Here is a 26,958-nt window from a genome sequence, read left to right on the forward strand (position 1 = left end):
TTAAGCTTCATATAAATATTGATTCAAATTAAGATTTTTTAATTCTTGAAAGTGTTTCAGGAGTCATTCTTAGATACGAAGCGATATATTTATTGGGTATTTCTTGAAAAAGCTGCGGGCTCCGTTTTAAAACTCTGTTATATCTCTCAACAGGTGATGTTGTTAAAATATCGCGCTCTCTTTCCATTTGTTGAAGTGCAAAGTTTTCCAAAATAAGCTGCCATATTTTGGTGTTTTCGGAAGATTCTGATATAAAATCCACATAAGCTTTTTTATCTAAAACTTTTAAGGAGGTATGCTTTAAAGCTTGAATATATAAATCGGAAGGCTTTTCACTTAAAAAAGAGTCCAATGCAGCAATTAAATTGTTTTGATAGCCAAATCGGATGGTATGTTCTTCAAATTCATCCAAAACAAAAATTCTTACAGCTCCTGTTTCTAACAAGTATAAATTGGTATCGATACTACCTTTTACTTTTAGGTATTCATTCCGTTTTAACTCCAATGTTTTTTGCCATAAGTTTTGACCGTTCAATTTTTCTATTAGGGCTGTGATGGGGTTCATTTTTTTAATAATCTTTATAGATAATATTTTATTCTCCCAAAGCCCTATTAAAAGTATGGACACCACCAACAACAGGTAAGGTCAAATGTGTTCCATCCAAATCAACCGTCAACATGGTTCCTGCTTCTGGATGTAAGGTAAACTCTTTATCACTTGAAAAAATCATCAACCCTATTTGCTGACCAGCTTTAATGATTTGGTCATCGGGCATTAATTCAAAAGAAACCTCATAAAACTTTCCAGGTTTTAAAGGTTTGCTTTGGGTTAACGATTTATAATTTTGAGGATCTGCCCAACCACGGGTAATGATATTATCTGTAATAACGGCATTATCTTGTTTATTCCATGGTAAGGATACCAACCAAACGGATAGATTGGCTGCAGACTTGCTACTTGCTAATTTAATAGTGACTTTGGGGACCCCCGAAATATGAATATCCTTTTTTAATTTAGGGGTCACATAGAGTAAACGATGTTCTAAGATTTCGGCTGTTGCCAAATCTTTGCCAGAAAATGAATAGTCATCAATTAAAATCTCTTTGCCTTGTTTTTTTACTTTAGAAGTAAGCAACCCACCGGTTTTAGATGCTTCAGAAGTTAAATATAATGTTACGTTGGAAGCATCTGGGTTTGGGTAATCTTTGTAGGATGTTGGTTCGGACATGTTGTCGTCTTCACGAACAATCCAGGCTTTAGCATCATTTTCTACACCGTTTTTAATACCGTGTAAATATCGGGTGAACCAGCGATTCATAATTTTAATGGGAGGTGGTCCGCCATGTCCTTTTTGGTGATAATATATTTGAGCTGGGATGCCTAATGCTTTCGCCTTTGCATATAAATTGTAACTGTGCTCTGTCATCACATTCCAATCATTAAACCCATGAGACATTAATAAGGCTGCTTTCATGTTATCTGCATGGTCTATATAATTACGTTTTGCCCAGAAATTATTGTAGTCTCCTGTAATTCTATCCATGCCATTTTTCATTTCGGTATCTCTAACAGTTTTATTGTTATAGGGGCGATTGGCTTCTGCTCCACTATGAATAAAATCGTAAAGTACATCCACATCTTCTCCGAGATAACCACCAGGCGATCTTACCAATCCGTTGGATCTATAATAGTTATAAAAAGAGGTGACAGGTGCAATAGGAATGATAGCTTCCAAGCCTTCAACGCCTGTCGTAGCTGCTGCCACGGGAAGCGTACCGTTATAAGATGTGCCAGTCATACCCACTTTCCCTGTAGACCAATAAGCCGTAACAGTTTCGGTACCATCAATGGTTTTATAGCCTTTTACACGACCACATAACCAATCAATGACAGCTTTTGGGGCCAATGACTCATTCTCACCTCCTACGGTAGGAGCCCCTTGTGAGAGTCCAGTACCAGGCGAAGATGAGTGTACAACAATATAACCTCTTGGAACCCATTTTTTTATATGGGAATTAGATATAATAGGGCGTTTGCCTACTCGTGTTACTTCAGGATGCACACGCTCTTTTGGAGTCTCACCTAGTTCATGTTTAACATCCCAAAATAGCCCATTAACATTTGGAGCAACGCCTGCGAAGTAAGGGCTTGAAATATAAATGACGGGGAGTTTTAAGCCTTCACTTTCGGTTTGCTGCGGTCTTGTTACTGCTACGTGCATGCGATCCAATTTACCATCACCATCCGTATCAAAGGTTGTTTCTACCCATAAGTCTTGTCTAATCCATTGGCTGGGATCGTTAAAAGCCTCTACAATTTGGGCTTCGCCATTTTTAAAGTATGGTACGGCCTTATTAGTTTCTTGTCCGATACTTAAAAAGATACTGGTAACAAATAAGATGCTAGTTAACACTATAGGCTTTAATCTAAGAGAGTTGCACATGTTTTTGTATTGTTGATTTTATTGTTTGGGAAGATATTTCTCTGGAATAGGGTTTTTTGGGGTTTCTTGAGTCCAGTAAATATTGATAACCCACCAACGTTTGCCATCATTTAAAAGTTGAATACTGTTGATGCCTCTCATAAATGGTTTTTCGTCTGATTCACTTTTAAAGGATTCGTAGGTACTAAATACTTGGGAGATATTACCAAAAGTATCTATTTCTCTATGGATTTCTTTTTCAAAAAAACCATTTTCAACCAGCCATTTACCAGAGCTTTTAATATAATCATCAGGTGACATATAACGTGTTTTGTAGGCGCCTTCCTTATTTTTTCCAGATGGGATTAATTTCGCATCGGGCTTAAATAAAAATTTGAACAGTTCCCAATCTCGTTTAACACCTTTTTCTCCCGAAATAACAGCATATAACGTCTCGATTGTACTATCCAATGTCTGTACTTTTTCTAAATGGTTTTTTGCTTTTTCTTGCGATTGTACAGATAGTGTTACGATGCACAATAGTATAATCGATATCGTTTTTTTCATCTTGAAATGTGATAAATAAATTAGATCAACAAAATAAAGCTTTTGTTGGTCTTGAAACGTTAATGCTTTCTTAAATTTAAGACAATTCTATAGATATAGCCACCGAAAAGCTTGCGGGTAGAAACGAAAACAAAGATTATTTGAAATTTTTCTTTATTCTGTCTAAATCACGTTTATTATCACGGTCTTTAATAGTTTCCCGTTTATCATACAGTTTTTTACCTTTTGCTAAAGCAATGTCCATTTTTGCATAGCCCTTATCATTAATAAATAATCGTAAAGGAATAATGGTAAGCCCTTTATTTTGAACCTCTTTTAATAGCTTTTTAAGTTCTCTTTTGTTTAGTAAAAGCTTTCTTTCTGCTTTAGGGCGATGATTGTAATAGTTGCCAAAAGCATATTCTTCAATAGTCATATTGATAACAAAAAGCTCTCCTAGCTCGTTAAATTCACAGAAACTTTCAGCAATAGACGCTCTGCTGCTTCGTATCGATTTAATTTCTGTTCCTGTTAGTACAATGCCCGCTGTGTACTTATCCAATATTTCATATTGAAAGCGTGCTTTTTTGTTCTGTATGTTAACGTTTTTTTGCATGGAGCACAAAACTACATAATTTTATGAAGTTATTGACTTGCCATACTACTGAAATAGCAATTTATGAGTTAAAGAATTATTAATTGATTATACATTTAAGTAAATAAAATTACTTTAGCAGGTAGAATTTGATTGAGTTTATGAAAAAAGCAATTTTATTAGTTTTATTTTTTCTGATTTTAATGTCTTGCAGAAGTGTTAAAAACCATAACGAACAAATAACAAAATTGCATGGTGTAGCAGACATACACGAAGATATAGACAAGGCATATAGTCAATTAAAAAGACATCACCCCAAATTATACCAATATACCTCTAAGGAAGTATTAGATTTTAAATTCGATAGTTTAAAAAGGTCTATCGACACGCCAATGGATTCCAGAGCCTTTTATAAAAGATTGGCACCAGTAGTAGCACAGGTTAAGCAAGGTCATATTTCTTTAGGTTCTGCAAATAAATGGTATACCAAAAAAGAACGTAAACAATTGCTAAAACGTAAGCTTGAATTTTATGCCCTGGATTTTGAGTATCTGGACAATAAGCTTTGGGTGAAAAATACGAGAGGAAAGGATTCTACATTAGTAGGATGTGAAATGCTAAAGATTAATGATGATTTGGTTTCAGATTTAATTACTGTATATAAAACACGTTTTGCCTCCGATGGTTACAATAATACTTTGCATGATAGATACGTTGGACGGCATTTTTCTAGTTTTTATTATAAAGATAAAGGGTATGTCGACAGCCTAAAGGTCGCTTTTAAAAATAAGGACTCGTTGTTTATCAAGACGTTTAAACGCATCCAAAAGAAAGAGACATCTAAAAAACAAGACTCTACCAAAATAAAAAAACGCATCAAGCGAACATCAAAAGAAAAAAAAGCAAGTCGTTTGGCTTTTAAAAAGAAGCGTAAGTTTAATCGAAGACATGGTTATATAAAAAAGAACAAAGAATATACACGGAATTTTTGTTTTGTTGGTACTGATAAGAGTATTGCTTATATGAAATTAAGAAGCTTTACCAATGGAAATTATAAGCGGTTTTATAAGGGAAGTTTTGCAAAACTAGATTCTGCTAAAACAAAAAACCTAATCTTGGATTTAAGGGATAATGGTGGTGGCAGAATTGCCGAAATAGATTATTTATACTCGTATTTGGCAACTAAAAAATATAAGTTTATTGAAGATAGTGAGGTAAATAGCCGCATACCGTTCTTAAAATTTTTAATGAGTAACACGACACCCAATACCATTAAAGTATTGTCAGGTATTGTTTCTCCTATAATCGTTGTTCAGAACCTAATGAGAACGAGAAAACGGAATGGAAAGTTGTATTATAGGTTCAGACAAACCAAAATTAAAGCCCCTAAACCCCTGCACTTTACAGGTAATATTTATGTTTTGATTAATGGGAATTCATTTTCGGCCTCTTCTTTAATATCAACACATTTAAAAGCAACTAAAAGAGCCATTTTTGTAGGGGAAGAAACAGGAGGTGCATATAATGGTACTGTGGCGGGTATTTATAAAATGTACGAATTGCCAAATACCAAGCTTAAAATAAGGATGGGGATGATGCAAATTGAAGCACCACAAAAACAGTACCCAGATGGCTATGGTGTAATGCCAGATATTGAAATATTGCCCACAATTATTGATAGAAATTTAAAAAAAGACCCTGAGTTTGATTGGGTTCTAAAAGATATCAAAAGTAGACGATAAGAGTGGCATTTTTTATTGCCTTCCCGTAAAACATTCGTATTTTTACGTTCGATTTAAAAATAAAAACATCAAATATATTTTATGAATTCATACGATGTAGCCGTAATAGGTTCAGGACCTGGTGGATATGTAGCAGCAATACGTTGTGCGCAATTAGGAATGAAAACTGCCATTATAGAAAAATACTCTACGTTGGGGGGAACCTGCTTAAACGTAGGTTGTATACCAAGTAAAGCACTTTTAGATTCTTCGCACCATTATGAAGATGCTGTAAAACATTTTGAAGAACACGGTATAGAAATACCAGGTGATGTTAAGGTGAATTTAGAAAAAATGATTGCTCGTAAACAAGCTGTTGTTGATCAGACCACTGGCGGTATTGATTTCTTGATGAAGAAAAATAATATAGATGTTTATCGAGGTATGGGAAGTTTTAAAGATGCAACTCATATCGCAATTTCTGGAGAAGAAGCTACAGAAATTGAAGCAAAAAACACGATCATCGCAACAGGAAGTAAACCTTCAAATCTTCCTTTTATAAATATTGATAAAGAGCGAATTATAACATCTACAGAAGCTTTAAAACTTAAAGAAATACCCAAACATTTAATTGTGATTGGTGGTGGTGTTATAGGCTTGGAACTTGGACAGGTTTATAAAAGATTAGGGGCTGAAGTTTCTGTTGTAGAGTTTATGGACCGTATTATCCCAACCATGGATGCTGGTCTATCCAAAGAACTTAACAAAGTTTTAAAGAAACAGAAGTTTAAGATCAATGCTTCCCATAAAGTGAAATCTGTTGAGCGTGTAGGAGATGAGGTTATTGTGAAAGCAGATAATAAAAAAGGTGAAGAAGTTGAGTTTAAAGGTGATTATTGTTTGGTTTCTGTAGGGCGTCGCCCTTATACGGATGGCTTAAATGCAGAGGCTGCTGGTGTAAAACTAAATGAAAGAGGGCAGGTAGAAGTCAATGAGCATTTACAGACCAGTGCCGCTAATATTTATGCTATTGGTGATGTGGTAAAAGGTGCAATGTTGGCACATAAAGCAGAAGAAGAAGGGGTATTTGTAGCTGAAACGTTGGCGGGACAAAAACCACATATTGATTATAATTTGATACCAGGTGTGGTTTATACATGGCCAGAAGTTGCTGCAGTTGGTAAAACCGAGGAGCAACTAAAAGAAGCAGGTGTAGCCTATAAATCGGGACAATTTCCAATGCGTGCTTTAGGTAGAAGTAGAGCGAGCATGGATTTAGATGGATTTGTGAAAATTCTTGCAGATAAAACAACCGATGAAATTTTAGGAGTTCATATGGTAGGTGCACGTGCAGCAGATATGATAGCTGAAGCCGTTGTAGCTATGGAATACAGAGCATCAGCCGAAGATGTATCGCGTATGTCTCATGCACACCCTACATTTACAGAAGCTATTAAAGAAGCCGCTTTGGCAGCTACTGAAGATAGACCGTTACATATATAAGTCACTAAAATATATTAGAATAAAAGAAAAGCGAACCTGTCGAGTTCGCTTTTTTTATTATTATTTTTGGAATATGCAGAACATTCCTATTCATACAAATATTATTGGCTTAATCATTTTTGTAGGGATCTGCTTTGGGTTTTTTATATCTTATTTCTTGATTAAGAAATCGATACCTAATAAATCTCCAAATCTGTACATGGGGATGCTAATTTTAGTATTATCGTTTATCATGTTGGAAGGTTGGCTTAACTATACCAGCTATATTTTTAAGGTATTGTGGCTTACCAATTTTTCAGAGCCCTTAAATTTTGTGATTGCCCCGCTTATTTATTTGTTTATGACATCCCAATTAGGTGATAAAAGAAGTAGAAAAGATGGGCTTCACTTTATTCCCTTTGCGCTATGGTTTGTTTATTGTTTATGCTTCTACTTGCAGGAAGATATATTTAAATACAATGACAATATACATGTTATGAATTTAAATATCCCCGAGCTTAAAATTACTGAAGCCTATACTGGAGATCCTTTGGGGGTTCGTAACTATGTTAATTTAGGGACTATCATTCATATTCTAGCTTATGTGGCAGTAGTAGCTCACAGGTTGCTTCAATCTGCTAAAAAAAGAGGTGTAACCATTTTTAAAACCACAGATAAAACGTTAAAATCGCTTAGAAATTCGTTTTATCATTTTTTGATAATTACCGTTATTTTAATTTTTGTTAAGATTACTTTCGAAAGTGATGTTGGCGACTACCTAATCTTTTTATATATCTGTTTTATGGTCTTTTTGACGACTTTTCAAATTATGAATAGATCATCATATTACACAGAAGTATCCTCATTCTTAGAAGGTCCTGTTCTGAAATATAAAAAATCGTCATTGCTGGAAGATCAAAAAGATATGATATTGAACAAGATCATTGTCCAAATGAAACAAGAGAAGTTTTATGTTAGTAGTTCGGCTTCTCTTTCAGGTTTATCTAAAGCAATAAATGAAACTTCACATCATGTATCTCAAGTTATTAATGAGCGATTAAACCAATCATTTTTCGAACTGTTGGCAACTCATAGAATAAATGAAGCTAAAGCTATTTTAAAAACAGATTTAGGAAAAAAACTAACGATTGAAGAAGTCGCCGAAAGAGTAGGATATAACTCCAAATCGGCATTCAATTCAGCATTTAAAAAAATAACGTCACTAACGCCTTCTCAGTATAGAGATTCTTAACTGTCTGGCTATTAATGTTTATTTGTGTGTCCCTATAAACTAGTACACCTCGCTTATAGGCTAATTCGTAAAACTATTGCAACTGCCAGTACTTTTGAAGCAAATCAAAAAACGAACAGTTATGAATGCGCATCAAGAAACAAAAAGGCAAAGACAATATTTTATCGATTGGTTAAGAATAGGACTTATAATAAGCGTATTCTTTTTTCATGTAGGTATGATTTTTAGACCCGAACAATGGCATGTTAATAGTGATGAATCATTCGAATTCTTAGACCCTATTATGTGGTGGTTGCATTTGTGGAGAATGCCATTATTGTTTTTAGTATCAGGAGTCGGGACCTTTTATGCCATTGGTCATAGAACCAGCTGGCAATATGTGAAAGAACGTCTTAGAAGACTTTATATTCCATTCACATTTGGGTTCTTTACATTGGTACCATTAATGATATATGTTGAGCGGATTGATAATTACGGCTCTCTTTTAGATTTTATTCCCCATATGTTTGATGGTGGCCCATATCCAGTAGGTAATATTTCATGGCACCACTTATGGTTTATCCTTTATTTATTAATCATTTCTTTATTAATAGCACCATTTTTAAATTATACGAAAAGCGCACATTATAATTTAATACGAGGAAAACTAATAACTACGGCTTCTAGACAAATGGGATTAAATTGGTTGCTTCCAATTATTATAGTATCTCAATTAATTTTAAGACAATACTTTCCTAAAAGCACACATGCTTTGTATAATGATTGGGCGTATTTTGTTTACTATTTATTATTTTTTATGAGTGGCTTTATATTGTTTACAAATTATAAAGTAATTGATGCATTAGTTAAAGACAGAAGATTATACCTTTATCAAACAATTGTTTTTACAATATTGCTATTTTCATTACCTTATATTTTAGGAAAGCCCTCAATAATTCAGGATTATTCCCGTGGAATTATAGAGATGATCATTTCATTATCCTGCGGATTAACAGCAATTGGTTATTTTAAGAAATATTTTAATAAAGACCATAAATACAGAAAACTACTTAATGAGGCTATTTATCCGTTTTATTTGTTACATCAACCTGTTTTAATTTTTATTGGTTATGGAGTCCTCCAAATGGAAATTTCATATATTTTTCAAGCTATATTGATAATAGTACTCTCGTTGGTTTCAATAATTGGCTTCTATTGGCTTATTATAAGACAATTTAATATTTTAAGAGTTGTATTTGGGATGAAAATAAAATCCAAAAAAGAAACTTTAAAGGAGGATCAAGTTCGTAAATCGCTAGCTTTTGATAAATAAGTTTTAAAAATTCTGATAAAATGAAATTATTTAGAAACATTAGATAAACCTAATGATGATAGAACTTTAATTGATGAACAAAGAGAGTCCAACATAGGTTATATGTGACTGAAAAGATAAAGTTTATATTGAGGCAATAAACGAACAAGATTGATAATATTGCGAGTTAAATAGGCAATGAACTAAGATATTAAATTAATTAAAAATCACTTTGTATAATTGTATGGATTTCCTTTTACCACGAAGTAATAAGTTTTCAACTTTTATACACGAAAACCGACCATCCTTTTTTAATTTTTTTGCAAGTTCTTCAGAAATTAGAGTTTTAGAATTAAGGTTGTTGCACTCAGCCTGAATTCGAGCAGAAGTATTTAAAATGTCACCTGTATAAATAAGTTCCTTTTTAATGATGCCAATTTCTCCAGTGGTTACTGCGCCTATATGGTAACCAGCTTTAAATTCTGGCACTAAACCAAATTGCTTAATATATTTCTCCTTTTTCTTATCTATCATTTCAAAAATCTTTCTGAAACAATGAATACAGTTATTCTTATATAATCCAGGTTTTTCTTTCCAAGTCACCACAATTTCGTCCCCAACATATTGATATACTTCGCCAGAAGTCTCTAAAATAGCCTTGGTCATATCTGCATAGTAGGTTTGTAGTAGTTCAAAATATTTTTTATGTCCTAGAGATTCAGCTATAGTTGTAGACGATTTCATATCCAGAAACATAAAAACACGTGTTTCTTGTTTCGGTTTATGGTATTTTCCAAGATAGTTAGATAATACGTTTTTACCAATATAATCCTTAATTTCAGAATAAAACAGGGCAATATCTAAAATAATCCCTGTATATATAACGGTACTCCAAAAGGAGAACTTTTTTATAAACACCAATACGCTATCAATTACTATAGGGTCAAATAAAGAGGCTTTATATAAATAAGTATTATTTATAAATGTTAAGGAGATAAGGAAGACAACGATAAAAAAAAGATAAAAGATACTTTTAAATGTAAGTTTAGTCCAAAAAGACTTTTTGTTAAATTTTTTTTTAAACCAAAAAATTTCTATAATTCCTTGCGAGAATCCCATTAATAAGCAACCAAGGCTTATCATGGTTAAAGAAGTTGATAGGCTGTATTTATTTCCTGTGGCTGGATATATAGTAGTTCTACCTAAAATTCCATATTCAAGCATGATATAAACTAAACCAAAAAACAACCAAATAATTCCAAAAGAAAGAATCTGTCTAAAATAATATTTGTATAACGGGTGAAATTGCATTAAGTAAATATAGATAAATCATAATGATTTTATTTTTAAGCATCTATATCATTTACATAAACACATTTTGAATTTAGATGCTTTTATTCAATGATACGCTAATAAAGAAAAGAATATTACGTTATTTTGTTTAAATATTAAACCAAATGTTCTAATTACCGGTGTTTTTTATAATAGGAATATGTATCGCTATTTTTCTTTCACTTCTTTTATTGATTAAAAAGAATAAATCGCGCGCAGATAAAATTCTGGTATTATGGCTCATACTAATTTCGATTAACCAAATATTTAATTATTTAAATATTACGGAAATTACTTTTCAGTACCCAAACTGGTTAGGTGTAGATTTTGGGATGCCTGTAATGATTGGTGTCTTTTTGTATTTCTATGTAAGAGAGATTACAGGAAAACCGTTGAATAGTATTCCGAAAATAATCTTACACCTTTTGCCAACTCTTTTGGTTTACATTTTGGCCATACCATTTTATAAATTAACAGGACCGGAGAAAATATATGTCTATAAGAATGAAGGCATAGGTTATGAGTGGTATGTTATTATGAATAATTTGGTTATAGCCATATCGGGATTAATATATGCGGTATGGTCTATAATTCTAATAAAAAAATATCAAATAAGAATTCAAGATAGTTTTTCCAATACAGATAAGAAAGAACTGCAATGGCTTCGGTTGCTTTCTTTCGGGTTTGCTATTATTTGGTTGTCTTCTGCCTTTTTCGAGAATAACATTATTTTTTCGGTTGTTGTTGTTTTTGTTTTAAGTATAGCTGTTTTTGGTATCAATCAATTGAATATTTTTAATTCAAATTTTGAACTGGAAGGAACTAGGATAAAAGATGCTGTAATAGAGACCAAAAATACGAAAGAAGGAGAGCCTCTTTCAAGATCTAATGTGATATCTGAAAAATATGCGAAATCTGGCTTAAATGGAGCTATGGCTTCTGAAATTTATGCCAACTTAAACAAGATGATGAATGAAGCCGCGTCTTATAAGGACGAAAACCTAACTTTGGTTGAGCTGTCCAAAAGATTGGAGGTACATCCGAATCATTTATCGCAAGTAATCAATGAAAAAGAAGGAAAGAATTTTTATAATTATATAAATGCACTTCGAATTGAAGCGTTTATTGCATTGGCATCGCTTCCTGAAAATAAAAAATATACCATGATTTCTTTGGCTTATGATTGTGGTTTTAGTACAAAATCTACATTCAATAAGCATTTTAAATTACATACAGGTAAAACACCTACTGAGTTTTTTAATACTAGAAATACCTAAAGAATGATTTTCTTTTTCCCTGTATACACGCACCCTCTTTTTTTTAAACACTAATCTTTTTAATTATTTGATTTTTAGATTTTTACATGTGTTTCCCTATAGGCGCATACCTCTCTTTTTATAGCCCTTGTAAACTAAGCCTTTTTATATTCTTATCTGTTACATCTTTGCCGAAGATTTTAATGTATGAAATATTATAGAGTGAAAAAAACACTCCAACGAAAGTCCATATAGACAATCATACCAAATAGATTAGAATATTTTAAATATAATTATGAAATCTATAGTTTTTAAAAGTGCTACAGAAATAACAAAACTTATAAGAGATAGAAAAGTCTCATGTGTGGAAGTAGTAAAGCAGTTTTTAGATCATATTGAAAAGTATAATAAAACCATTCATGCCGTAACCGATATTAAAGATTATAATGATATTGTTTTAGAGGCCAAAACCAAAGATGTTTTATTAAGTAATGGCAAAGTTTTAGGGCCCCTGCATGGGCTACCAATCACAGTTAAAGATACTTTTAATGTAATGGGTTTGGTTACTTCAAACGGAAGCCCTAAGCTGAAAAGAAACATAGCAGTTAGTGATGCAGAGCTGATAAAAAGATTAAAAAATGCAGGCGCTATTATTATAGGCAAAACAAATTTGGCATTGCATGCTCTTGACTGGCAATTAATAAACTCTAGGTTTGGACATACTAATAATCCTTACAATCTTAACTGCGTAGTTGGAGGGAGTTCGGGAGGTTCGGCTGCAGCAATAGCTTCAGGTTTCACAGCGTTAGAATTAGGAACAGATTCTGGGGGCTCTATTAGAGTACCAGCACACTTTTGCGGAGTTTGTGGTATACGAACAACAGAATCTGCTTTATCGAGCAAGGATAGTATGGAAACACCTAACATGCCACAGTTAGGGAGGCATTTAACAAGCCATGGGCCGTTGGCTAGGAACGTTGGTGATTTAATACTTGCCATGGAGGTATTATGGGAAAATGACCAACAATTTTTAGACAACCCTCCCATAGATTTTAAGCAGTTTAAATACGAAGAAGGTAAGTTAAAAATCGCTTACGCTCCAACACTAGATGGCTTGTATCTTGATGAAGCGTATAACGAGGTTTACATGTCATTTTTAGACAAGGTCCGTCGGTCAAGGCATGAATTAGTGCAATCTCAGCCTAGTTATAGTTCAAATACGCTCATTGATCTTTGGGGACGAATGACAGGATTTGATTTGGGAATCATTAAAAATGAGATGCTGCTAAGAGGTCTGACGTCTTATCTATCTATAAAATTTAAATACAAAGATACGCAATGGGCCAGGGGAGTACGTCAAGGCGTAAAAAGTTCTTGCAAAGATTATGTAGAAGCTTTACACTTAAAAGAAGCCATATCAGAATCTTTTACGAGGTTTTTTTGCAAATATGATGTGTGGCTGACCCCTGTTGCCATGGTACCCGCTTTCAAACATCAAAAAACAGGAGAGCCTTTCAAAATTGATGGACGCAAGGTGCCCTATACCAAAGCATTCATCCCATTTAATTTTCCATCAGCTATTCCTGGTCATCCCATAGTGGTTATTCCTATTGGTACAACCAAAGAGGGGTTGCCAGTAGGGATTCAAATCCATGGTCGGAAATGGCACGATTACAAGTTGCTACAAATAGCCAAAGAGCTAGAAATGCTAACTAACGGATTTAAAATTCCAGAAATGTTTAAACCATAAATTATTTATAAAACACAAAAATAATATCAATTCATGCAACCTTTTATTATTTAGAATGTCAATGGTAAGGAGTGACAAAAACATCAAAAAACAAATAATCAAAAAACGAACAGTTAATTATTAAAACCATGGAGTATAAACATGAAAATCTATCGCAAAAATCTTTTAATCGAACTTTCTGGGTTTGGACTGGCGTGCAAAGCCTAGCATTAAAAAGAAGGGATTAAATATTACTTAACAACAAATCATATAAAAAATTTAAAATCATTAATCAAAAAACGAATGAAAAATCTAATAATATTATTTATGTTATTTACCGCTGTTTTGTCAGCGCAAAATTATACCGTCAGTGGTATAGTAAAGGAGGCAAAAAATGGAGAAACAGCATTTGGAGCGTCTGTATTTTTAAAAGGAACTAGTGTTGGTTCCATTAGTAATGAGTATGGGTTCTTTTCTATTACGGCACCAAAAGGCAACTATACTCTGGTTGTTTCTTATATGGGATTCGAAAATATGAGCAAAGAAATAACTTTGGACCAAAATCAAAAAGTAAATTTTGAAATTAAAGAGCAGTCAACGCAATTACAAGAGGTTGTCGTTGTTGCAGAAGAAACCGAACGGGTAAGCCTTAAGAAACCAGAAATGAGTGTTTCCAAATTAAACATAAAAACAGTTAAACAAATGCCTGTGGTTTTAGGGGAGGTAGATATTATAAAGTCTTTACAAATGCTACCTGGAGTTACTAAAAATGGAGAAGGGACAGGAGGTTTTCATGTAAGGGGAGGTGCCGTAGACCAAAACTTGGTATTATTAGATGAGGCGATTATTTATAATACATCACATATGTTAGGCTTTTTTTCTGTGTTTAATGCAGATGCTATTAAAGACATTAAATTATATAAAGGGGGAATCCCTGCTCGTTTTGGAGGTAGAACGTCGTCTGTATTGGATGTGCGTCAAAAAGATGGAAACAGTAAAAACCTTGCTTTTACAGGAGGAATAGGGCTAATTTCAAGTAGACTAGCTGTTGAGGGACCTATGTATAAAGATAAAGGTTCTTTTCTAGTCGCAGGTAGAAGCTCTTATATTAATTTGTTTTTAGCTGCAGCAAACGAAAAGGATAGGCTTGGTTTTTATGACTTAAACCTTAAAACGAATTACAAGTTAAGTGAAAGCAATAAGCTGTATCTTTCGGGGTATTTTGGCAGGGACTCATTTAAGTTTGGTAAAAGTTTTAAAAGTAGTTATGGTAATGCCTCAGGAAATTTAAGATGGAACCATATTTTTAATGATCGTTTATTTTCAAACCTGTCCTTAATTTATAGTAAGTATGATTATGATTTAGAAATTATAGACGATGAATTTGATTGGATCTCATCAATTAATAATTATAATGTAAAATACGATCTTAAATACTATGCTAATGATAAGTTCAAATTAGATTTTGGAATTAGTGGCATTTATTATGATTTTGATCCAGGGCAAGTGCAACCTACTTCCCCTACATCTCCTATAAATCCTTTGGCATTGGATAGAAAAAAAGCCTTCGAAAGTGCCATATATGCAAATGCAGAGCATAAAGTAACAGATAATTTGACATTACAATATGGATTGAGGTATAGCGGTTTTAGCCGATTAGGAGGCCAGTCAATGGTAAACTACGCGAACAACCAACCTGTCGTATATAATAGCTTGCTGGGTATTTATGAGCGTGGTATAGAAGTAGGGGAGACTCCTTATAAAAAAGGAGAAACTATTAAAGCATATGGTAATTTAGAGCCAAGAGCTTCTTTGGCATACCAATTAAATGAAGTTTCTTCTATTAAAGCAGGTTATTCAAGGTCTGCTCAGTATATTCACTTATTGTCAAATACAACATCGGTAACGCCTTTGGATGTATGGACTGCCAGCGGAAAATATGTTAAACCACAAGTGTCCGATCAGTATGCGATTGGCTATTTCAGAAATTTTAACGATAAAAAATACTCACTGGAGATTGAAGGTTATTATAAAACAACCGATGATAGGATAGATTACATTGATGGATCATACCTAATTGGGCAAAATACTATAGAAACAGAAATTTTAAGTGGAGATGCCAGGGCTTATGGTTTAGAGCTTTTAGTACGTAAAAATGAAGGAAGATTTACGGGGTGGATTGCCTATACTTTATCTAAAGCAGAACAAAGAACCTTGGGAGGTACAGCTGGAGGCCCAGGAATTAATAATGGGAATTGGTATAACTCTTCTTTTGATAGAACGCATGATTTATCGATCACGGGTGCTTACGAGTTAAATGATAAATGGACTTTTGGAGGTAATTTCGTTTTTCAAACAGGAAGACCAGTAACATACCCTAATGGGCAATATCAATATGAAGGACAATCCATAGCTAGTTTTTCAGATAGAAACTCAGATAGATTACCAGCTTATCACAGGCTAGACCTTTCAGCAACCTATAGACCGAATAGAAAACCAAATAAGCGATGGAAGGGCGAATGGGTTTTTGGTATCTACAATGTTTATAGTAGAAAGAATGCTGCATCAATTTCTTTTGCTCAAAATGAAAGTTTAGGTATTAATGAAGCTACCAGAACAGCTATTTTCCCTATGGTGCCATCTGTAACATATAACTTTAAATTTTAATAAAATGAACCGCTTCATAATAAAGCTAAATATTTTGATTATAGGGTTATATGCTATGAATAAAAAAACAATAAAAAACGAACACATGAAAACATATTTTAAATTAGTAATACTTTTTTTGGCAATGACGTTGACATCATGTGATGATGTTATAAATGTAGATGTACAAACAGCACCTAGTAGATTGGTCATAGAGGCATCTATTGACTGGGAAAAAGGAACCACGGGGAGCGATCAAACTATAAAATTAAGTAAATCGACACCTTATTTTGATACAAATACTAATACAGCTGTTACAAATGCTTCTGTAAGAGTTGTTAACGATAATGACGGAACAGAGTTCATTTTTACACATCAAAACAATGGCGCGTATACCAATACAGGGTTTATTCCCGTAATAGGACAATCTTATACTTTAGAAGTGATTCATGAGGGAGAAACTTATACAGCAAATGAAACATTGACGCCAGTTGTAGATATAACGGAGGTTAATCAGTCTAAAGAAGAAGAAGATGAAGATTTATTGGAAGTAAACATTATTTTCACAGATCCAGAGGCTGAAGAGAATTATTATTTACTTAAGATTCAAAGACAAGGTGATTTATTGCCAGAACTTATAGATTTTGATGATGAATTTATTAATGGTAATAGAATTCCCATGTGGTATGAAAAGGAAGATGATGAAGACACGGATGAAGTAAATGAGTCGTTCCAACCAGGGGATGTCGTTGATATTTCGTTTTTTGGCATTTCTGAGGCCTATTCGAATTATATGCAAATTCTGATAGAACAATCTGAAGGAGCAGGTCTTTTTAGTTCTACACCAGTGCCTTTGAAGGGTAATTGTATTAATACAACAACCCCCGATAATTATGCCTTTGGTTATTTTAGGTTGACACAGGTTGTGAAAACAAGCTATACGTTCCAATAGTTCTTAATTATTGAATCAAAACAAAAAAGGTCTAAAAAAGTTAAGTTTAACTTTTTTAGACCTTTTTGATTTAATCTCATATTGATTGTTGATTAACAAGGTGTTATGTTACAATTCAAAATCTGCATGCTTCCAGCTTTCTTTAAAAAGTATAGTATAGCGTTCAGCATTTTCTTTATCATTCAATGTTTCATAAGCCACTTTTATACCGTGATAGGCCCATCCGTTTTTAGGTAAACGATCAAGATCTTCAAGATATAATTCAATGGCAAGTTTCTTTTGTCCGTTAAGTGTATAAATACGTCCTAAATGATGCCGAATAGAAAAAAACCAATCTGGTGGCTCATTATAGTTTAAGGCATCTTCCATTTTAACGGCATCTTTTAAGAGAACGATACTGGCTTTTAAATCACCTTCATGAGCCATAATTTCTGCCTTTAAAACTTTTTCAGCTATTTTGACTAAATCATAAACCGAGTTAATGTCCCATACCGTTACCTCATTCAGTGTTTCATCTTTTGCCAGAGCCTCAAGCTCTATTAGTTCAGCTTTAGCTTTGTTTATATCTCCTTTGCCTAAATATGCCATGCCCTCAGCATAATGCCTAATTGCTTTGGGGTATTTCAAATCATAGGTTTTCAATTTCATGTTTAGGATGGTATCCCATTTTTTAAATTTTACGGCTACATAATAAGGAATGGTATAGTAGTGCTGTAAAGTACCCCAGCCAGGCTGCTTCATAATTTCTGGGTGTACATGTTCTGATACTTTATTGGCACCAATCATGGCCCAATGGCTATTACCTTCTAAGGTTGCAGTAGCAGCCATAAAATGGTAATTATGAGGGTAGTAGGCGAGTGGGTAAGCCCCTTGTGCATGACAGGCGATAACATAAGCACTATCAGCTTCAACCGCAGCGATATTAGATAGTGTTCCTTTATGATATTCTCCAGTTCTTATGTAGGTATGCGATGGCATGTGCAACAGGTGTCCAGAACCAGGAACCAAACCGTCATCAAAAGCTTTTGCGGAAATGTTGGAACGTTCGGGAGTGGTAGAGGCCTCAACCGCATGAATATAAAAATGATGCGCTCCAGGATGCTTTGGGTTTTGAGCAATGAGCTTTTCTAAAAGAGTTACGATTTCTACAGTCCATGGCTTTTCCGTACCATCTTTTTCATTTAAGTCCCAAGGATGTAGATTCATAAGTGATTCGGCATATAAAGCACTAATTTCGGTATCTTCAGGATGTTGATCATACAAAACTTTCATGGCTTCAGAATATTTGGTATCTAATTCTGTTCTGTCTTCAGGAGGTTCGGGAGCATAGCGTAGTGCCATGGCATCTATGAATTTCCTTTCTTTTTCGGTTGCATTTTTAGATAATGCTTTTGCTTTTTGTATAGCCTCGTAAGCCCGTTCGTAATTATCATCTTCCATACCTGCGTTGTAATTGGGGCCTAATACATACGCGTATCCCCAATAAGCCATGGCACAATCGGGATCTAGTTTTGTAGCATAATAAAAAGAACGTGCGGCCTCGGCGTGGTTAAAACCGTAAGCCAGTGTCATACCCTGATTAAAATAACGCTGTACCAAAGCATTCTGAGTTGTAATTTTATAGTCTACCGCATCATAGCCCTTTAAAAGTGGTGCTATGTTATCTTTTTTATACCATTCGGCATCTGTAACCAGTGGTATACAGGTATACTTGGATGAGGTCGTGGTTTTGCTTATAAATTCTTTCGGTTGTTCATTGTTTTTTTTACAAGAAAAAAATAAATTTAGGGCCATGATTAGTAGTATACTTCTTTTCATGTGTTTGTATTTATTGATTTTTAAATGTCACCTGTAACCTTTAATGATGATTTTGTCATTTTCAGTTACATTTTGTAAAATTTTATTTCTTGATAAAATTGTTGTTTTACAAATTACTAAACTTTTTAAATGTCTATAATATAAAACTTACTTATTTTTGTTTTATTTAATGATTTATATTAATAATATTACATTTTTAAGATGTTGACCTTTAAAATGTTAATAACTATAATAGCGAAACGCTCCATTTGAAAACCCTCGAAGATATCAATAAACTGTCTGATGAAGATCTGGTAAAAGGCATTGTAAAAGACAATAATACATTGCTTTTTGAGATTTTATACGATAGGTATGCCATGTTGGTATATAATAAGTGTTTTGGTTTTGCTAAAGATCAAGATGAAGCTCAGGATTTAACCCAAGATGTCTTTTTAAAGCTTTTCGTTAAGCTGGGGAGTTTTAAGGGAAAGTCGAAGTTTTCAACATGGTTATATGCTTTCACGTACAACCATTGTGTAAATTATGTCACAAGAAATACTGCCAAAAAATTTGAAAAGCAATCTGTAGATTATAAAGATATTGAAAACCTTTCTGAAGACTATGACGATGATTATAGTTTTATTGATATGAAAGTGGATAAGCTAAAAATAGCTTTGGACCTAATTTCTCCCGATGAGAAAATGATTTTATTACTAAAATACCAAGATTTCCTTTCCATTAAGGATATTGAAAGTGTTTTAGGAATTGGTGAAAGTGCCGTTAAAATGAGAATTAAACGCGCCAAAGATAAGTTAGTAACAGTGTATAACGATAATCTTAAGTAATGGAAAATAATCCGTTTAAAGACATAAACAAGCCCCTTAAGGAAGTTCCAAAAGAGCTGAAATCTAAGGTTATGAGTGATATTGCCATGGCAAAATTGCTTATGGATCTTGCTGCATTGTTTTCTTATAATATAGGCGATCTTATAGAATCTGTGATGAAACAACGAAAGGACAAATAATAGCCAAACAAATATTTAGCCAAACTAAAAATAATTAAAATATGGAAAAAGTAACAGGATTAAAAGATAAAGCCATAGAGTCTTTAAGTAATATGTGGCCAGAGGTAACAAAAATACTTCTTAATTTGGTGGTCGTACTTTTTGTTTTGTTTATTGGGTGGCTAGTTACAAAACTAGTAGTCCGCATTATAAAGAAAGCTTTAAAACTTGCTAAAGCTAATAAATTAGACGATAAACTAAACGATATAGAAATTGTCGAAGGTAAAAAACTAAATTTCGATACCATAAAGATTATTTCAAATTTCGTGAAATGGGTCATGTACATCATGTTGATCATTATTGTGTCAGACATCATGAATTTAACGATAATCTCTAAGCAGATAAATAACCTTTTAGGTTACTTACCACAGCTATTTGCAGCATTGGTCATATTTACGGTTGGATTGGTTTTGGCAAATGTGATCAAAAAAGGTATCAAAAGTTTTTTCGAGTCCATGGATTTATCTGGGGCAAAGATTATAAGCCAGGTTGTATTCTTTATCATATTGGTTTTTGTTTCAATTACGGCATTAAACCAGGCTGGTGTTAATACCGAAATTATTACCAGCAATTTAACCATGATCTTAGCTGCTTTTTTGCTGGCATTCTCATTAGCATTTGGATTTGGAGCGCAAAAAGTGGTTGGGGACCTTTTAAAAGCGTTTTATGCGAGAAAAACTTACGAAATTGGACAGGTTATCGAATTTAACAATATTAAAGGGGAAGTTGAAACAATAGATAGTATAACTGTGACGTTAAAAACAGAGAAAGGAAAATTAGTTATTCCTATAAAAGATATTGTAGAGAGCCAAGTAAAGATTAAGGATTGACTTTAGTTAGGGTTAAAGTTTTGGTTGGTTACTTTTTTCCTTGTTTTTAGCAACTTTCTATAACTCCCCTTTTCATTTCTTTGGAAAGGGGCATCTTTTTTAAAAACTTTCTAAAACGCTTAATACTTCTTTTTTATAGCTTCTGCTAATTGGCAATGATTTATTGTTAATTACAATGTCTTCATTTGTAAAAGAGGTTATGTTATTTATGGATATGATATAAGATCTATGGATTCGAATAAACTTTTTAACAGGTAATTTAGCTTCAATAGCACTAATCGTTTCTCTGGTTACAACGGTCTTATCGGCTAAATGAATTTTGATATAGTCACTATAACTTTCAATGTAAATGATGGCATCAAAATTTATTTTAATCATACGTCTATCAGACCGAACAAACATAAAATCGTTGTTATTTGACTTTTCAAGGACCGCATTCTTTTGTTCGCTATATATTTCATAATAATTATTAATAGCCTTTAGTAAGCGGTCAAAAGAAATCGGTTTTAGTAAATAATCTACCGCTTGTAATTCAAAGCCTTCCACAGCATAATCCCGATATGCCGTTGTAAATATAATTTTGATGTTTTTGTTAATGGATTTGGCAAAGGAGATTCCAGATATTTCCGGCATGTTTATATCTAAAAAAACTAAATCTATACTGTGGTTTCTTATGTAACCAAATGCTTCAATGGCATTATGACAACTACCAATTATTTTTATGTTTGGTATGCTTTTTAGATGTGTTTCTATAACTTCCCTGGCGATAAGTTCATCATCAACAATGAGGCATGATATGTCTTGGTCCTGTAACAATTATTCTCCTGTGTTTAATGTTAGGTTTACTTTAAAAAAAGTGCTTTTATTAATAAGATTTAGTGTGTAATTATCTTTATATAATAAATCCAGTCGCTTTCGTATATTTTCTAATCCAATACCATTTTTATGAGGTTCAGATTGTTTATTCGTGTTTTCAATACTAAAATTGATAATTTTATCCTTACAAGTTAGATTTATTTTAATGGATAGCAAACCATTTTTAATAGCACCGTGTTTAAAGCTGTTTTCAATAAAAGGTAGCAATAGCATAGGAGCGACCTTAATATCTTCTGGGATATGCGCCGTTAAAAAAGTAATATCTAAAGTTTCATTAAAGCGCATTTTTTCTAATTCAATATAATCTTTTATATGATCAATATCGTCTGTTAGCAAAACAAAAGGTTTGTCAACTTTATAAAGTAGGTAGTCTAATAAGTTAGAGAGTTTTAAAATCATTTCTGGTGCTTCATCCGCTTTTTTTAATGCAAAACCATACATGGTATTTAGTGTGTTAAATAAAAAATGAGGGTGAATTTGCATCTTTAAGTAATTAAGTTGCTGCTCCTTAAGTTTAAGCTGCGTTTCTAAAATTTTATTTTCAAGTTTATTGGTTTGTGTAATATGTTTTAGGTTCAGTTTTAATAATTTAAATCCACTCACTAATATAACGACTAGATATACAGCTATAGCTACAAAAAGTAGATTTCTACTAATTGGTGCCATATCTGCATATTGGAAATGGGATAAGTAGATTAATCCGTAAAACACTGAAATAACTATTAAATAGGAAGAAATTATAATGGTATATACACTATACATACCAAACTGGAAATATTTTTTTGTTATAAGATAATCGGGGATGAGTTTATAAATAAAAACATAGGTGGTTGCTATAGTTATAGGCATTAAAAACAAGGAAAATGATAAGACGTAGCTAAAGTCAGTACTATCAAAACCAAAAAAATATGTATAGAATAAAAGAACTCCACACCAAAATGTGATATGGAGTAATAACTGCCCCGTTTTATTTAAAAAGAACTGTTTTGTTAGCATGTACCTGAATAATATTACAATAATACCATTTTTTTAAAGCTAATTCGGTTTTTGTAGATGGATAACCAATTTAGCGATGTTTTTAACAATTTGCTATTTTAATAGTTAAATTGGTTATCCATCGCATTTAAATTAATTGATTATAAAAACACTATAAGTTTGAGTCATGTTTAAAAAATGAATTAATAATGACTTCACAAATGAAAAAACTATTATCCTTTTTACTGTTGGTAACAACAATAGGCTTCTCCCAAAATAATACTTATAAACAATTGGATTCTTTATTAGAGTTATTATATGAAAATAATCAAGTAATGGGTAGTTTATCTATTCTACAAAAGGGAAAACCAGTTTATAATAAATCTGTAGGGTATCAGTACATCAATCAAAATGACAATAAATTAGCAACAATAGATACTAAATATAGAATAGGGTCTATAACAAAAACATTTACAGCAACATTGATTTTTCAGTTGGTAGATGAAGGGAAAATCAAATTAGAGGATAAGTTATCAAATTATTTTCCACAAGTTACAAATGCATCAAAAATCACTATTGCTAATTTATTAAATCATACCAGTGGTATATTTAATATCACTAATGATGAAAATTTCTATACCTGGATGCAAAAAGCTACAACTCAAGAAGAGATGCTGGCTAAAATTTTAAAACATGATGTTGTTTTTCAACCTGGAGAAAAGCATGAATATAGTAACACTAATTATGTATTGCTGGGGTATATTTTGGAAAGGATTGAAAACAAATCATATAAAACAATTTTAAAAGAAAGAATCGTAGAGAAGCTTCATTTAAAAAATACATATTATGGTAGTAGCATAGATATAAGTAAAAATGAGTGTTTGTCTTATTATAATGAAAACGATGCGATATGGCAGGAAGATAATCAAACACATATGAGTGTACCTGGAGGTGCGGGGGGTATTGTATCTAATCCTTCAGATATAGTTGTATTTATAAATGCATTATTTCACAATAAATTAATGTCCAAAGAAAGTTTTGAATTAATGACTACCATTGAAAACGAATATGGCAGTGGAATTTTTAGCATGGCAAAGAATGAATTAACCATTTATGGACATAATGGAGGTATTGATTCATTTAAGTCCATAACCATATATATTCCAAAACTTGAAACCGCAATAGCTTTAAATGTTAATGCATTAAATTATGATTTAATGTTTATCATGTTTAGTGCTGTTGATGCTGTAATAGGAAAAGATTTAATAATGCCGAATTTTAAAACTATTGAGTTAACAGAAGAAGAGATAAAACAATATGCGGGTGTTTATGAGTGTAAAGAAATGCCTTTTAATTTGGTATTTGAAGCGCATGGAAAAACATTAAAAGGTGGGCCGGAAGGCCAGGATTTAATAGCTCTATCAGCTAGACAGAAAATTGAGTTTACTACTTTGTTAGATTCAGGGGTTATTTTAAACTTCGATTTGAAATCGAAAACAGTAGTATTTAAAAACACAGGAAAATTACCAAAAGTATTCACTAAAAAACAATAAATTTATAAACTATGAAAACATTACATGTACTCAAAGCCCCTGGTTTCTTTTCAGAATTATCCAAAAGGTTTCACGAAGGCGGTCCGTTTTTTATGTCACTGATTTTAATTTGCCTTTTAGCAGCTGTAGTATTTTTAATATTTGGTGTTGTATATTTAAAAAAAGATCAAACGAAATCTAAAAAAATGACTGCTTTAGCATCCGATGCAAGCATATTAGGGCTGGTATTAGGGTTTTTAGGCTCCATTATAGGTCTTATTTCTGCCTTTGATAAGGTTGAAGCAGCAGATATGATGGTTGGAATGTCTACAGCCAGATTAGCAGGTGGATTAAAAATATCGTTTTTAACTACGGTATTTGGTAGCATTACATTTATTTTACCAAGAATAGGCATCATTATATTAAAAACATTTCAAAAGTCTTAAAGCCTTATTTTATAGTATTTACCCCCTTTTCTTTTATGAAAGGGGATTTTTTTTGTGAAAATATTTGCGTAACCAAATGGTTACTTTTATATTTGTAACCGATTAGTTACGTAATTATTATGAGAAGAGATGTTTTTCAGGCCATTGCCGATCCTGTTAGAAGAGATATTATACAGTTGCTTTCTAACGAAACATTAACCGTAAATACCATAGCGGAAAAATTTGAAGTGAGCCGCCCTGCGATCTCAAAACATTTAAAGATTTTAAAAGAGTGTGGTATTATAGAGATAAATAAAAAGGGGAGGGAACGGTTTTGTGAAATACAACCTCGAAACCTGATTCCTGCTTTTTTGTGGATAAAACAATATAATAAACTATGGGAGAATAGAATAGATGCTTTCGAAAATTACATTAATGAGATTCAAATAAAAAACAATAAAAATGAGTGATTTATCAAATAGAACTTTAACAATTGAAAAAACATTTAATGCTCCTGTACAGTTGGTTTGGGATGCCTGGACACAATCGGAACACATATTAAAATGGTGGGCTCCTAATGGAATGGATCTTAAAGTGATCGAACATGATTTTAAGGTCGGTGGAAAATGGAAATATACCATGCAAATGCCAGATGGAACTGAGTTTATTTCGGAAGGAGCTTATACAGAAATTGTGGAACTGGAAAAAATCGTGACTTCTGCAGATTTTAAACCTATGACAGAAAATGTAGAGCTACAAGCATATTTTGAAGCAGTTGGTGAGAAAACTAAATTTACTTTTAATGTGGTTCATGCGACTCCAGAATATTGCAAGCAACAAGAAGAAATGGGATTCTATAATGGATGGGGTTCTGCTTTTGAGAGATTGGTTAAGCACTTGGAGGTATTGGTAAAATAAACCATTAAGTGCTTTATAGGAATGAGAGCCCTTAAATAGGGCTTTTTTATTTTATTAAAAATTACACAATACAACCCCAAAAAACTAAACTTCTTAGTAAATAATTTAGCTTTGCGAGTCTCAATGTATCTTTATGTTTTATCGTTAGGTCATCTCTAATAAGACCATAGTATTGATATGGAATCAAGATGGAGGAGGCATAAAATGGAGCTCAAATTTGGTAATCATAGAAGCAAAGATTTGCAAAACGATTGGAACGAATACTGGGAGGGCAATTTTGTTTTCGAGGTTTTATCTGAACTAGAGAAAAATGAGAAGGAAAACATAAATTATGATGTGGAATTAAATATACTTCAAGATATGCTAATTGAAGAGTTGAATATTAACAATACATATTAAAAAACTTTGTAAAGCATTGTGGTGATAATGCCTTTGTTGCCATTCAAGATAACGGATAATAATTCTTTTTTTTCTTTTACTTTAAAATTAAATGGAGGTGCCAAAATATTTACACCACTTTGCTTTTTTAATCTAATACCTTGTCCAGAGATAATATCTTTATTGGGTATAAAGGGGCCTTCAGGTACATGTTCGGTTATAATAATATATTTAAAATCGGTTAGTTTTCTTAATATATTTTGTACTTCTGCATTAGATAAATGTTGCAGTACTTGTCTTAATATAGCACAATCTCCTGAAGGCAGATCATCTACTGCAATATCCAAACAATGAAATTCTAAATTATCTTCTTTAAATTTTACTTTGTTATATGCTATAAGATCCGTTACAATGTCTATAGCAATATACTTTTTGGTGTGCTTTACAAGTTCTTTCCCCACATTAAAATCGCCACAGCCTAAATCGCACATTACAACAGGATTTTTAAATGATGTTAGAAATGACGTTAAAACATCTATATACGGATTTACTATCTTGGAAGCATGTGAGCCTTCACCTGAATAAAAAGCAGATTGGTTATCGCCCCAAAGCTTCATGTCGTAAATCTGTTCCATGGCATCCTTGGTTGGCCAAGGCCTTTTTGTTTTTTGAGTTTCATTTTGTTCTTTCATAACTGGCTATAATTACACTGAAAACTGGGGTATAAAAAAGTATTTAATTCAGATGTTTGTTTATGAGGATTTTACAGAAAAGATGAAGGATTAGATGAAGACTATATAAATCAACAGATTAACTGATTCGAAATTAATAAAAAATAGTGGAATTTCGTATACTTAATTAAATAGGAAAACTAATTGATTAAAAAGAATAACAATTCGATAGTAAAATCAAGGAGTGAAGTCGCTTCTGTTTTCTTGT

25 protein-coding genes are annotated in these 26,958 nt (G+C 32.7%); 16 read left to right on the forward strand and 9 right to left on the reverse strand.

The window, feature by feature from the left end; genetic code table 11:
- Positions 1-28: 28 nt before the first annotated feature.
- The 4 genes from HHX25_RS14210 to smpB all read right to left on the reverse strand — a co-directional run bounded on the left by HHX25_RS14210 (position 29) and on the right by smpB (position 3,585).
- Positions 29-565 (reverse strand): Crp/Fnr family transcriptional regulator, encoded by a 537-nt coding sequence (locus tag HHX25_RS14210; RefSeq protein ID WP_169674848.1) that lies wholly within the window; start codon positions 563-565, stop codon positions 29-31.
- 28 nt (positions 566-593) lie between these two features.
- Entirely contained in the window at positions 594-2,444 is a 1,851-nt protein-coding gene (locus tag HHX25_RS14215; protein WP_169674850.1) for a Xaa-Pro dipeptidyl-peptidase, read from the reverse strand.
- Between the two features lie 18 nt (positions 2,445-2,462).
- On the reverse strand, positions 2,463-2,990 hold the full coding sequence (locus HHX25_RS14220) for a hypothetical protein (RefSeq protein WP_169674852.1): 528 nt from the start codon (positions 2,988-2,990) through the stop codon (positions 2,463-2,465).
- A gap of 136 nt (positions 2,991-3,126) precedes the next feature.
- The gene (gene smpB, locus HHX25_RS14225; protein ID WP_169674854.1) at positions 3,127-3,585 is read right to left on the reverse strand and encodes an SsrA-binding protein SmpB; all 459 of its coding nucleotides are present in this window, start codon (positions 3,583-3,585) and stop codon (positions 3,127-3,129) included.
- A gap of 182 nt (positions 3,586-3,767) precedes the next feature.
- On the opposite strand from smpB, the gene HHX25_RS14230 reads away from it, so the two are divergent.
- The 4 genes from HHX25_RS14230 to HHX25_RS14245 all read left to right on the forward strand — a co-directional run bounded on the left by HHX25_RS14230 (position 3,768) and on the right by HHX25_RS14245 (position 9,331).
- Entirely contained in the window at positions 3,768-5,306 is a 1,539-nt protein-coding gene (locus tag HHX25_RS14230) for a S41 family peptidase (RefSeq protein WP_240964540.1), read from the forward strand.
- Between the two features lie 81 nt (positions 5,307-5,387).
- Complete coding sequence (gene lpdA / locus HHX25_RS14235; RefSeq protein ID WP_169674858.1) at positions 5,388-6,788, forward strand: dihydrolipoyl dehydrogenase; 1,401 nt, start codon at positions 5,388-5,390, stop codon at positions 6,786-6,788.
- A gap of 73 nt (positions 6,789-6,861) precedes the next feature.
- On the forward strand, positions 6,862-8,019 hold the full coding sequence (locus HHX25_RS14240; RefSeq protein WP_169674860.1) for a helix-turn-helix domain-containing protein: 1,158 nt from the start codon (positions 6,862-6,864) through the stop codon (positions 8,017-8,019).
- Positions 8,020-8,140: 121 nt separating this feature from the next.
- Positions 8,141-9,331 (forward strand): acyltransferase family protein, encoded by a 1,191-nt coding sequence (locus HHX25_RS14245; RefSeq protein WP_169674862.1) that lies wholly within the window; start codon positions 8,141-8,143, stop codon positions 9,329-9,331.
- A 195-nt stretch (positions 9,332-9,526) separates the two neighbouring features.
- On the opposite strand, the gene HHX25_RS14250 is transcribed toward HHX25_RS14245, so the two are convergent.
- Positions 9,527-10,621, reverse strand: a complete 1,095-nt coding sequence (locus HHX25_RS14250) for an adenylate/guanylate cyclase domain-containing protein (RefSeq protein WP_169674864.1) — start codon at positions 10,619-10,621, stop codon at positions 9,527-9,529.
- A gap of 212 nt (positions 10,622-10,833) precedes the next feature.
- On the opposite strand from HHX25_RS14250, the gene HHX25_RS14255 reads away from it, so the two are divergent.
- The 4 genes from HHX25_RS14255 (at position 10,834) to HHX25_RS14270 (ending at position 17,225) form a co-directional block, all read left to right on the forward strand.
- Complete coding sequence (locus HHX25_RS14255; RefSeq protein ID WP_169674867.1) at positions 10,834-11,919, forward strand: helix-turn-helix domain-containing protein; 1,086 nt, start codon at positions 10,834-10,836, stop codon at positions 11,917-11,919.
- Between the two features lie 274 nt (positions 11,920-12,193).
- Complete coding sequence (locus HHX25_RS14260; RefSeq protein ID WP_169674869.1) at positions 12,194-13,648, forward strand: amidase; 1,455 nt, start codon at positions 12,194-12,196, stop codon at positions 13,646-13,648.
- A gap of 282 nt (positions 13,649-13,930) precedes the next feature.
- On the forward strand, positions 13,931-16,294 hold the full coding sequence (locus HHX25_RS14265; RefSeq protein ID WP_169674872.1) for a TonB-dependent receptor: 2,364 nt from the start codon (positions 13,931-13,933) through the stop codon (positions 16,292-16,294).
- Between the two features lie 85 nt (positions 16,295-16,379).
- Positions 16,380-17,225, forward strand: a complete 846-nt coding sequence (locus tag HHX25_RS14270; protein ID WP_169674874.1) for a DUF4249 domain-containing protein — start codon at positions 16,380-16,382, stop codon at positions 17,223-17,225.
- Between the two features lie 108 nt (positions 17,226-17,333).
- Here the strand turns inward: HHX25_RS14270 and HHX25_RS14275 are convergent, their stop codons facing one another.
- On the reverse strand, positions 17,334-19,043 hold the full coding sequence (locus HHX25_RS14275; protein WP_169674876.1) for a tetratricopeptide repeat protein: 1,710 nt from the start codon (positions 19,041-19,043) through the stop codon (positions 17,334-17,336).
- Between the two features lie 248 nt (positions 19,044-19,291).
- Between HHX25_RS14275 and HHX25_RS14280 the strand changes: the two genes are divergently transcribed.
- From HHX25_RS14280 to HHX25_RS14290, 3 genes are read left to right on the forward strand one after another with little or no spacing between them, the layout of a single operon-like run.
- Positions 19,292-19,867 carry an RNA polymerase sigma factor gene (locus HHX25_RS14280; protein WP_169674878.1) on the forward strand — a complete coding sequence of 192 codons (576 nt, stop codon included), beginning with the start codon at positions 19,292-19,294 and terminating at the stop codon, positions 19,865-19,867.
- Complete coding sequence (locus HHX25_RS14285) at positions 19,867-20,046, forward strand: hypothetical protein (RefSeq protein WP_169674880.1); 180 nt, start codon at positions 19,867-19,869, stop codon at positions 20,044-20,046. Before HHX25_RS14280 ends, HHX25_RS14285 begins: the two co-directional genes overlap by 1 nt.
- Positions 20,047-20,087: 41 nt before the next feature.
- Entirely contained in the window at positions 20,088-20,915 is an 828-nt protein-coding gene (locus HHX25_RS14290; protein ID WP_169674882.1) for a mechanosensitive ion channel family protein, read from the forward strand.
- 99 nt (positions 20,916-21,014) lie between these two features.
- Here HHX25_RS14290 and HHX25_RS14295 read toward each other — a convergent pair whose 3' ends face one another.
- Together HHX25_RS14295 and HHX25_RS14300 are read right to left on the reverse strand one after the other, a co-directional pair.
- Complete coding sequence (locus tag HHX25_RS14295; protein WP_169674885.1) at positions 21,015-21,731, reverse strand: LytR/AlgR family response regulator transcription factor; 717 nt, start codon at positions 21,729-21,731, stop codon at positions 21,015-21,017.
- A complete protein-coding gene (locus tag HHX25_RS14300) occupies positions 21,732-22,787 on the reverse strand; it encodes a sensor histidine kinase (RefSeq protein ID WP_169674887.1) in 1,056 nt (351 codons plus the stop codon). It abuts the gene before it with no gap.
- A gap of 200 nt (positions 22,788-22,987) precedes the next feature.
- On the opposite strand from HHX25_RS14300, the gene HHX25_RS14305 reads away from it, so the two are divergent.
- The 5 genes from HHX25_RS14305 to HHX25_RS14325 all read left to right on the forward strand — a co-directional run bounded on the left by HHX25_RS14305 (position 22,988) and on the right by HHX25_RS14325 (position 26,040).
- On the forward strand, positions 22,988-24,319 hold the full coding sequence (locus HHX25_RS14305) for a serine hydrolase domain-containing protein (protein ID WP_169674889.1): 1,332 nt from the start codon (positions 22,988-22,990) through the stop codon (positions 24,317-24,319).
- A gap of 11 nt (positions 24,320-24,330) precedes the next feature.
- Positions 24,331-24,744 carry a MotA/TolQ/ExbB proton channel family protein gene (locus HHX25_RS14310; protein WP_169674891.1) on the forward strand — a complete coding sequence of 138 codons (414 nt, stop codon included), beginning with the start codon at positions 24,331-24,333 and terminating at the stop codon, positions 24,742-24,744.
- A gap of 119 nt (positions 24,745-24,863) precedes the next feature.
- Complete coding sequence (locus HHX25_RS14315; protein ID WP_169674893.1) at positions 24,864-25,193, forward strand: ArsR/SmtB family transcription factor; 330 nt, start codon at positions 24,864-24,866, stop codon at positions 25,191-25,193.
- On the forward strand, positions 25,186-25,641 hold the full coding sequence (locus HHX25_RS14320; RefSeq protein WP_169674894.1) for an SRPBCC domain-containing protein: 456 nt from the start codon (positions 25,186-25,188) through the stop codon (positions 25,639-25,641). Before HHX25_RS14315 ends, HHX25_RS14320 begins: the two co-directional genes overlap by 8 nt.
- Before the next feature lie 204 nt (positions 25,642-25,845).
- Positions 25,846-26,040: a GIY-YIG nuclease family protein gene (locus tag HHX25_RS14325; RefSeq protein WP_169674896.1), complete on the forward strand. Its 195-nt coding sequence runs from the start codon at positions 25,846-25,848 to the stop codon at positions 26,038-26,040.
- Here the strand turns inward: HHX25_RS14325 and HHX25_RS14330 are convergent.
- Positions 26,037-26,711: a class I SAM-dependent methyltransferase gene (locus HHX25_RS14330; protein ID WP_169674898.1), complete on the reverse strand. Its 675-nt coding sequence runs from the start codon at positions 26,709-26,711 to the stop codon at positions 26,037-26,039. The two genes, HHX25_RS14325 and HHX25_RS14330, sit on opposite strands and share 4 nt — an antisense overlap.
- Between the last annotated feature and the right edge of the window lie 247 nt (positions 26,712-26,958).

Origin of the sequence: Flavivirga algicola (assembly GCF_012910715.1) — a bacterium.
GTDB classification, from domain to species: domain Bacteria; phylum Bacteroidota; class Bacteroidia; order Flavobacteriales; family Flavobacteriaceae; genus Flavivirga; species Flavivirga algicola.

What these genes read in the sequence shown, in the direction of transcription:
- HHX25_RS14210 (WP_169674848.1), bottom strand. Translation starts at nt 565, where the DNA reads ATGAACCCCATCACAGCCCTAATAGAAAAATTGAACGGTCAAAACTTA.
- HHX25_RS14215 (WP_169674850.1), bottom strand. Translation starts at nt 2,444, where the DNA reads ATGTGCAACTCTCTTAGATTAAAGCCTATAGTGTTAACTAGCATCTTA.
- HHX25_RS14220 (WP_169674852.1), bottom strand. Translation starts at nt 2,990, where the DNA reads ATGAAAAAAACGATATCGATTATACTATTGTGCATCGTAACACTATCT.
- smpB (WP_169674854.1), bottom strand. Translation starts at nt 3,585, where the DNA reads ATGCAAAAAAACGTTAACATACAGAACAAAAAAGCACGCTTTCAATAT.
- HHX25_RS14230 (WP_240964540.1), top strand. Translation starts at nt 3,768, where the DNA reads ATGTCTTGCAGAAGTGTTAAAAACCATAACGAACAAATAACAAAATTG.
- lpdA (WP_169674858.1), top strand. Translation starts at nt 5,388, where the DNA reads ATGAATTCATACGATGTAGCCGTAATAGGTTCAGGACCTGGTGGATAT.
- HHX25_RS14240 (WP_169674860.1), top strand. Translation starts at nt 6,862, where the DNA reads ATGCAGAACATTCCTATTCATACAAATATTATTGGCTTAATCATTTTT.
- HHX25_RS14245 (WP_169674862.1), top strand. Translation starts at nt 8,141, where the DNA reads ATGAATGCGCATCAAGAAACAAAAAGGCAAAGACAATATTTTATCGAT.
- HHX25_RS14250 (WP_169674864.1), bottom strand. Translation starts at nt 10,621, where the DNA reads ATGCAATTTCACCCGTTATACAAATATTATTTTAGACAGATTCTTTCT.
- HHX25_RS14260 (WP_169674869.1), top strand. Translation starts at nt 12,194, where the DNA reads ATGAAATCTATAGTTTTTAAAAGTGCTACAGAAATAACAAAACTTATA.
- HHX25_RS14265 (WP_169674872.1), top strand. Translation starts at nt 13,931, where the DNA reads ATGAAAAATCTAATAATATTATTTATGTTATTTACCGCTGTTTTGTCA.
- HHX25_RS14270 (WP_169674874.1), top strand. Translation starts at nt 16,380, where the DNA reads ATGAAAACATATTTTAAATTAGTAATACTTTTTTTGGCAATGACGTTG.
- HHX25_RS14275 (WP_169674876.1), bottom strand. Translation starts at nt 19,043, where the DNA reads ATGAAAAGAAGTATACTACTAATCATGGCCCTAAATTTATTTTTTTCT.
- HHX25_RS14285 (WP_169674880.1), top strand. Translation starts at nt 19,867, where the DNA reads ATGGAAAATAATCCGTTTAAAGACATAAACAAGCCCCTTAAGGAAGTT.
- HHX25_RS14290 (WP_169674882.1), top strand. Translation starts at nt 20,088, where the DNA reads ATGGAAAAAGTAACAGGATTAAAAGATAAAGCCATAGAGTCTTTAAGT.
- HHX25_RS14300 (WP_169674887.1), bottom strand. Translation starts at nt 22,787, where the DNA reads ATGCTAACAAAACAGTTCTTTTTAAATAAAACGGGGCAGTTATTACTC.
- HHX25_RS14305 (WP_169674889.1), top strand. Translation starts at nt 22,988, where the DNA reads ATGAAAAAACTATTATCCTTTTTACTGTTGGTAACAACAATAGGCTTC.
- HHX25_RS14310 (WP_169674891.1), top strand. Translation starts at nt 24,331, where the DNA reads ATGAAAACATTACATGTACTCAAAGCCCCTGGTTTCTTTTCAGAATTA.
- HHX25_RS14315 (WP_169674893.1), top strand. Translation starts at nt 24,864, where the DNA reads ATGAGAAGAGATGTTTTTCAGGCCATTGCCGATCCTGTTAGAAGAGAT.
- HHX25_RS14320 (WP_169674894.1), top strand. Translation starts at nt 25,186, where the DNA reads ATGAGTGATTTATCAAATAGAACTTTAACAATTGAAAAAACATTTAAT.
- HHX25_RS14325 (WP_169674896.1), top strand. Translation starts at nt 25,846, where the DNA reads ATGGAGCTCAAATTTGGTAATCATAGAAGCAAAGATTTGCAAAACGAT.
- HHX25_RS14330 (WP_169674898.1), bottom strand. Translation starts at nt 26,711, where the DNA reads ATGAAAGAACAAAATGAAACTCAAAAAACAAAAAGGCCTTGGCCAACC.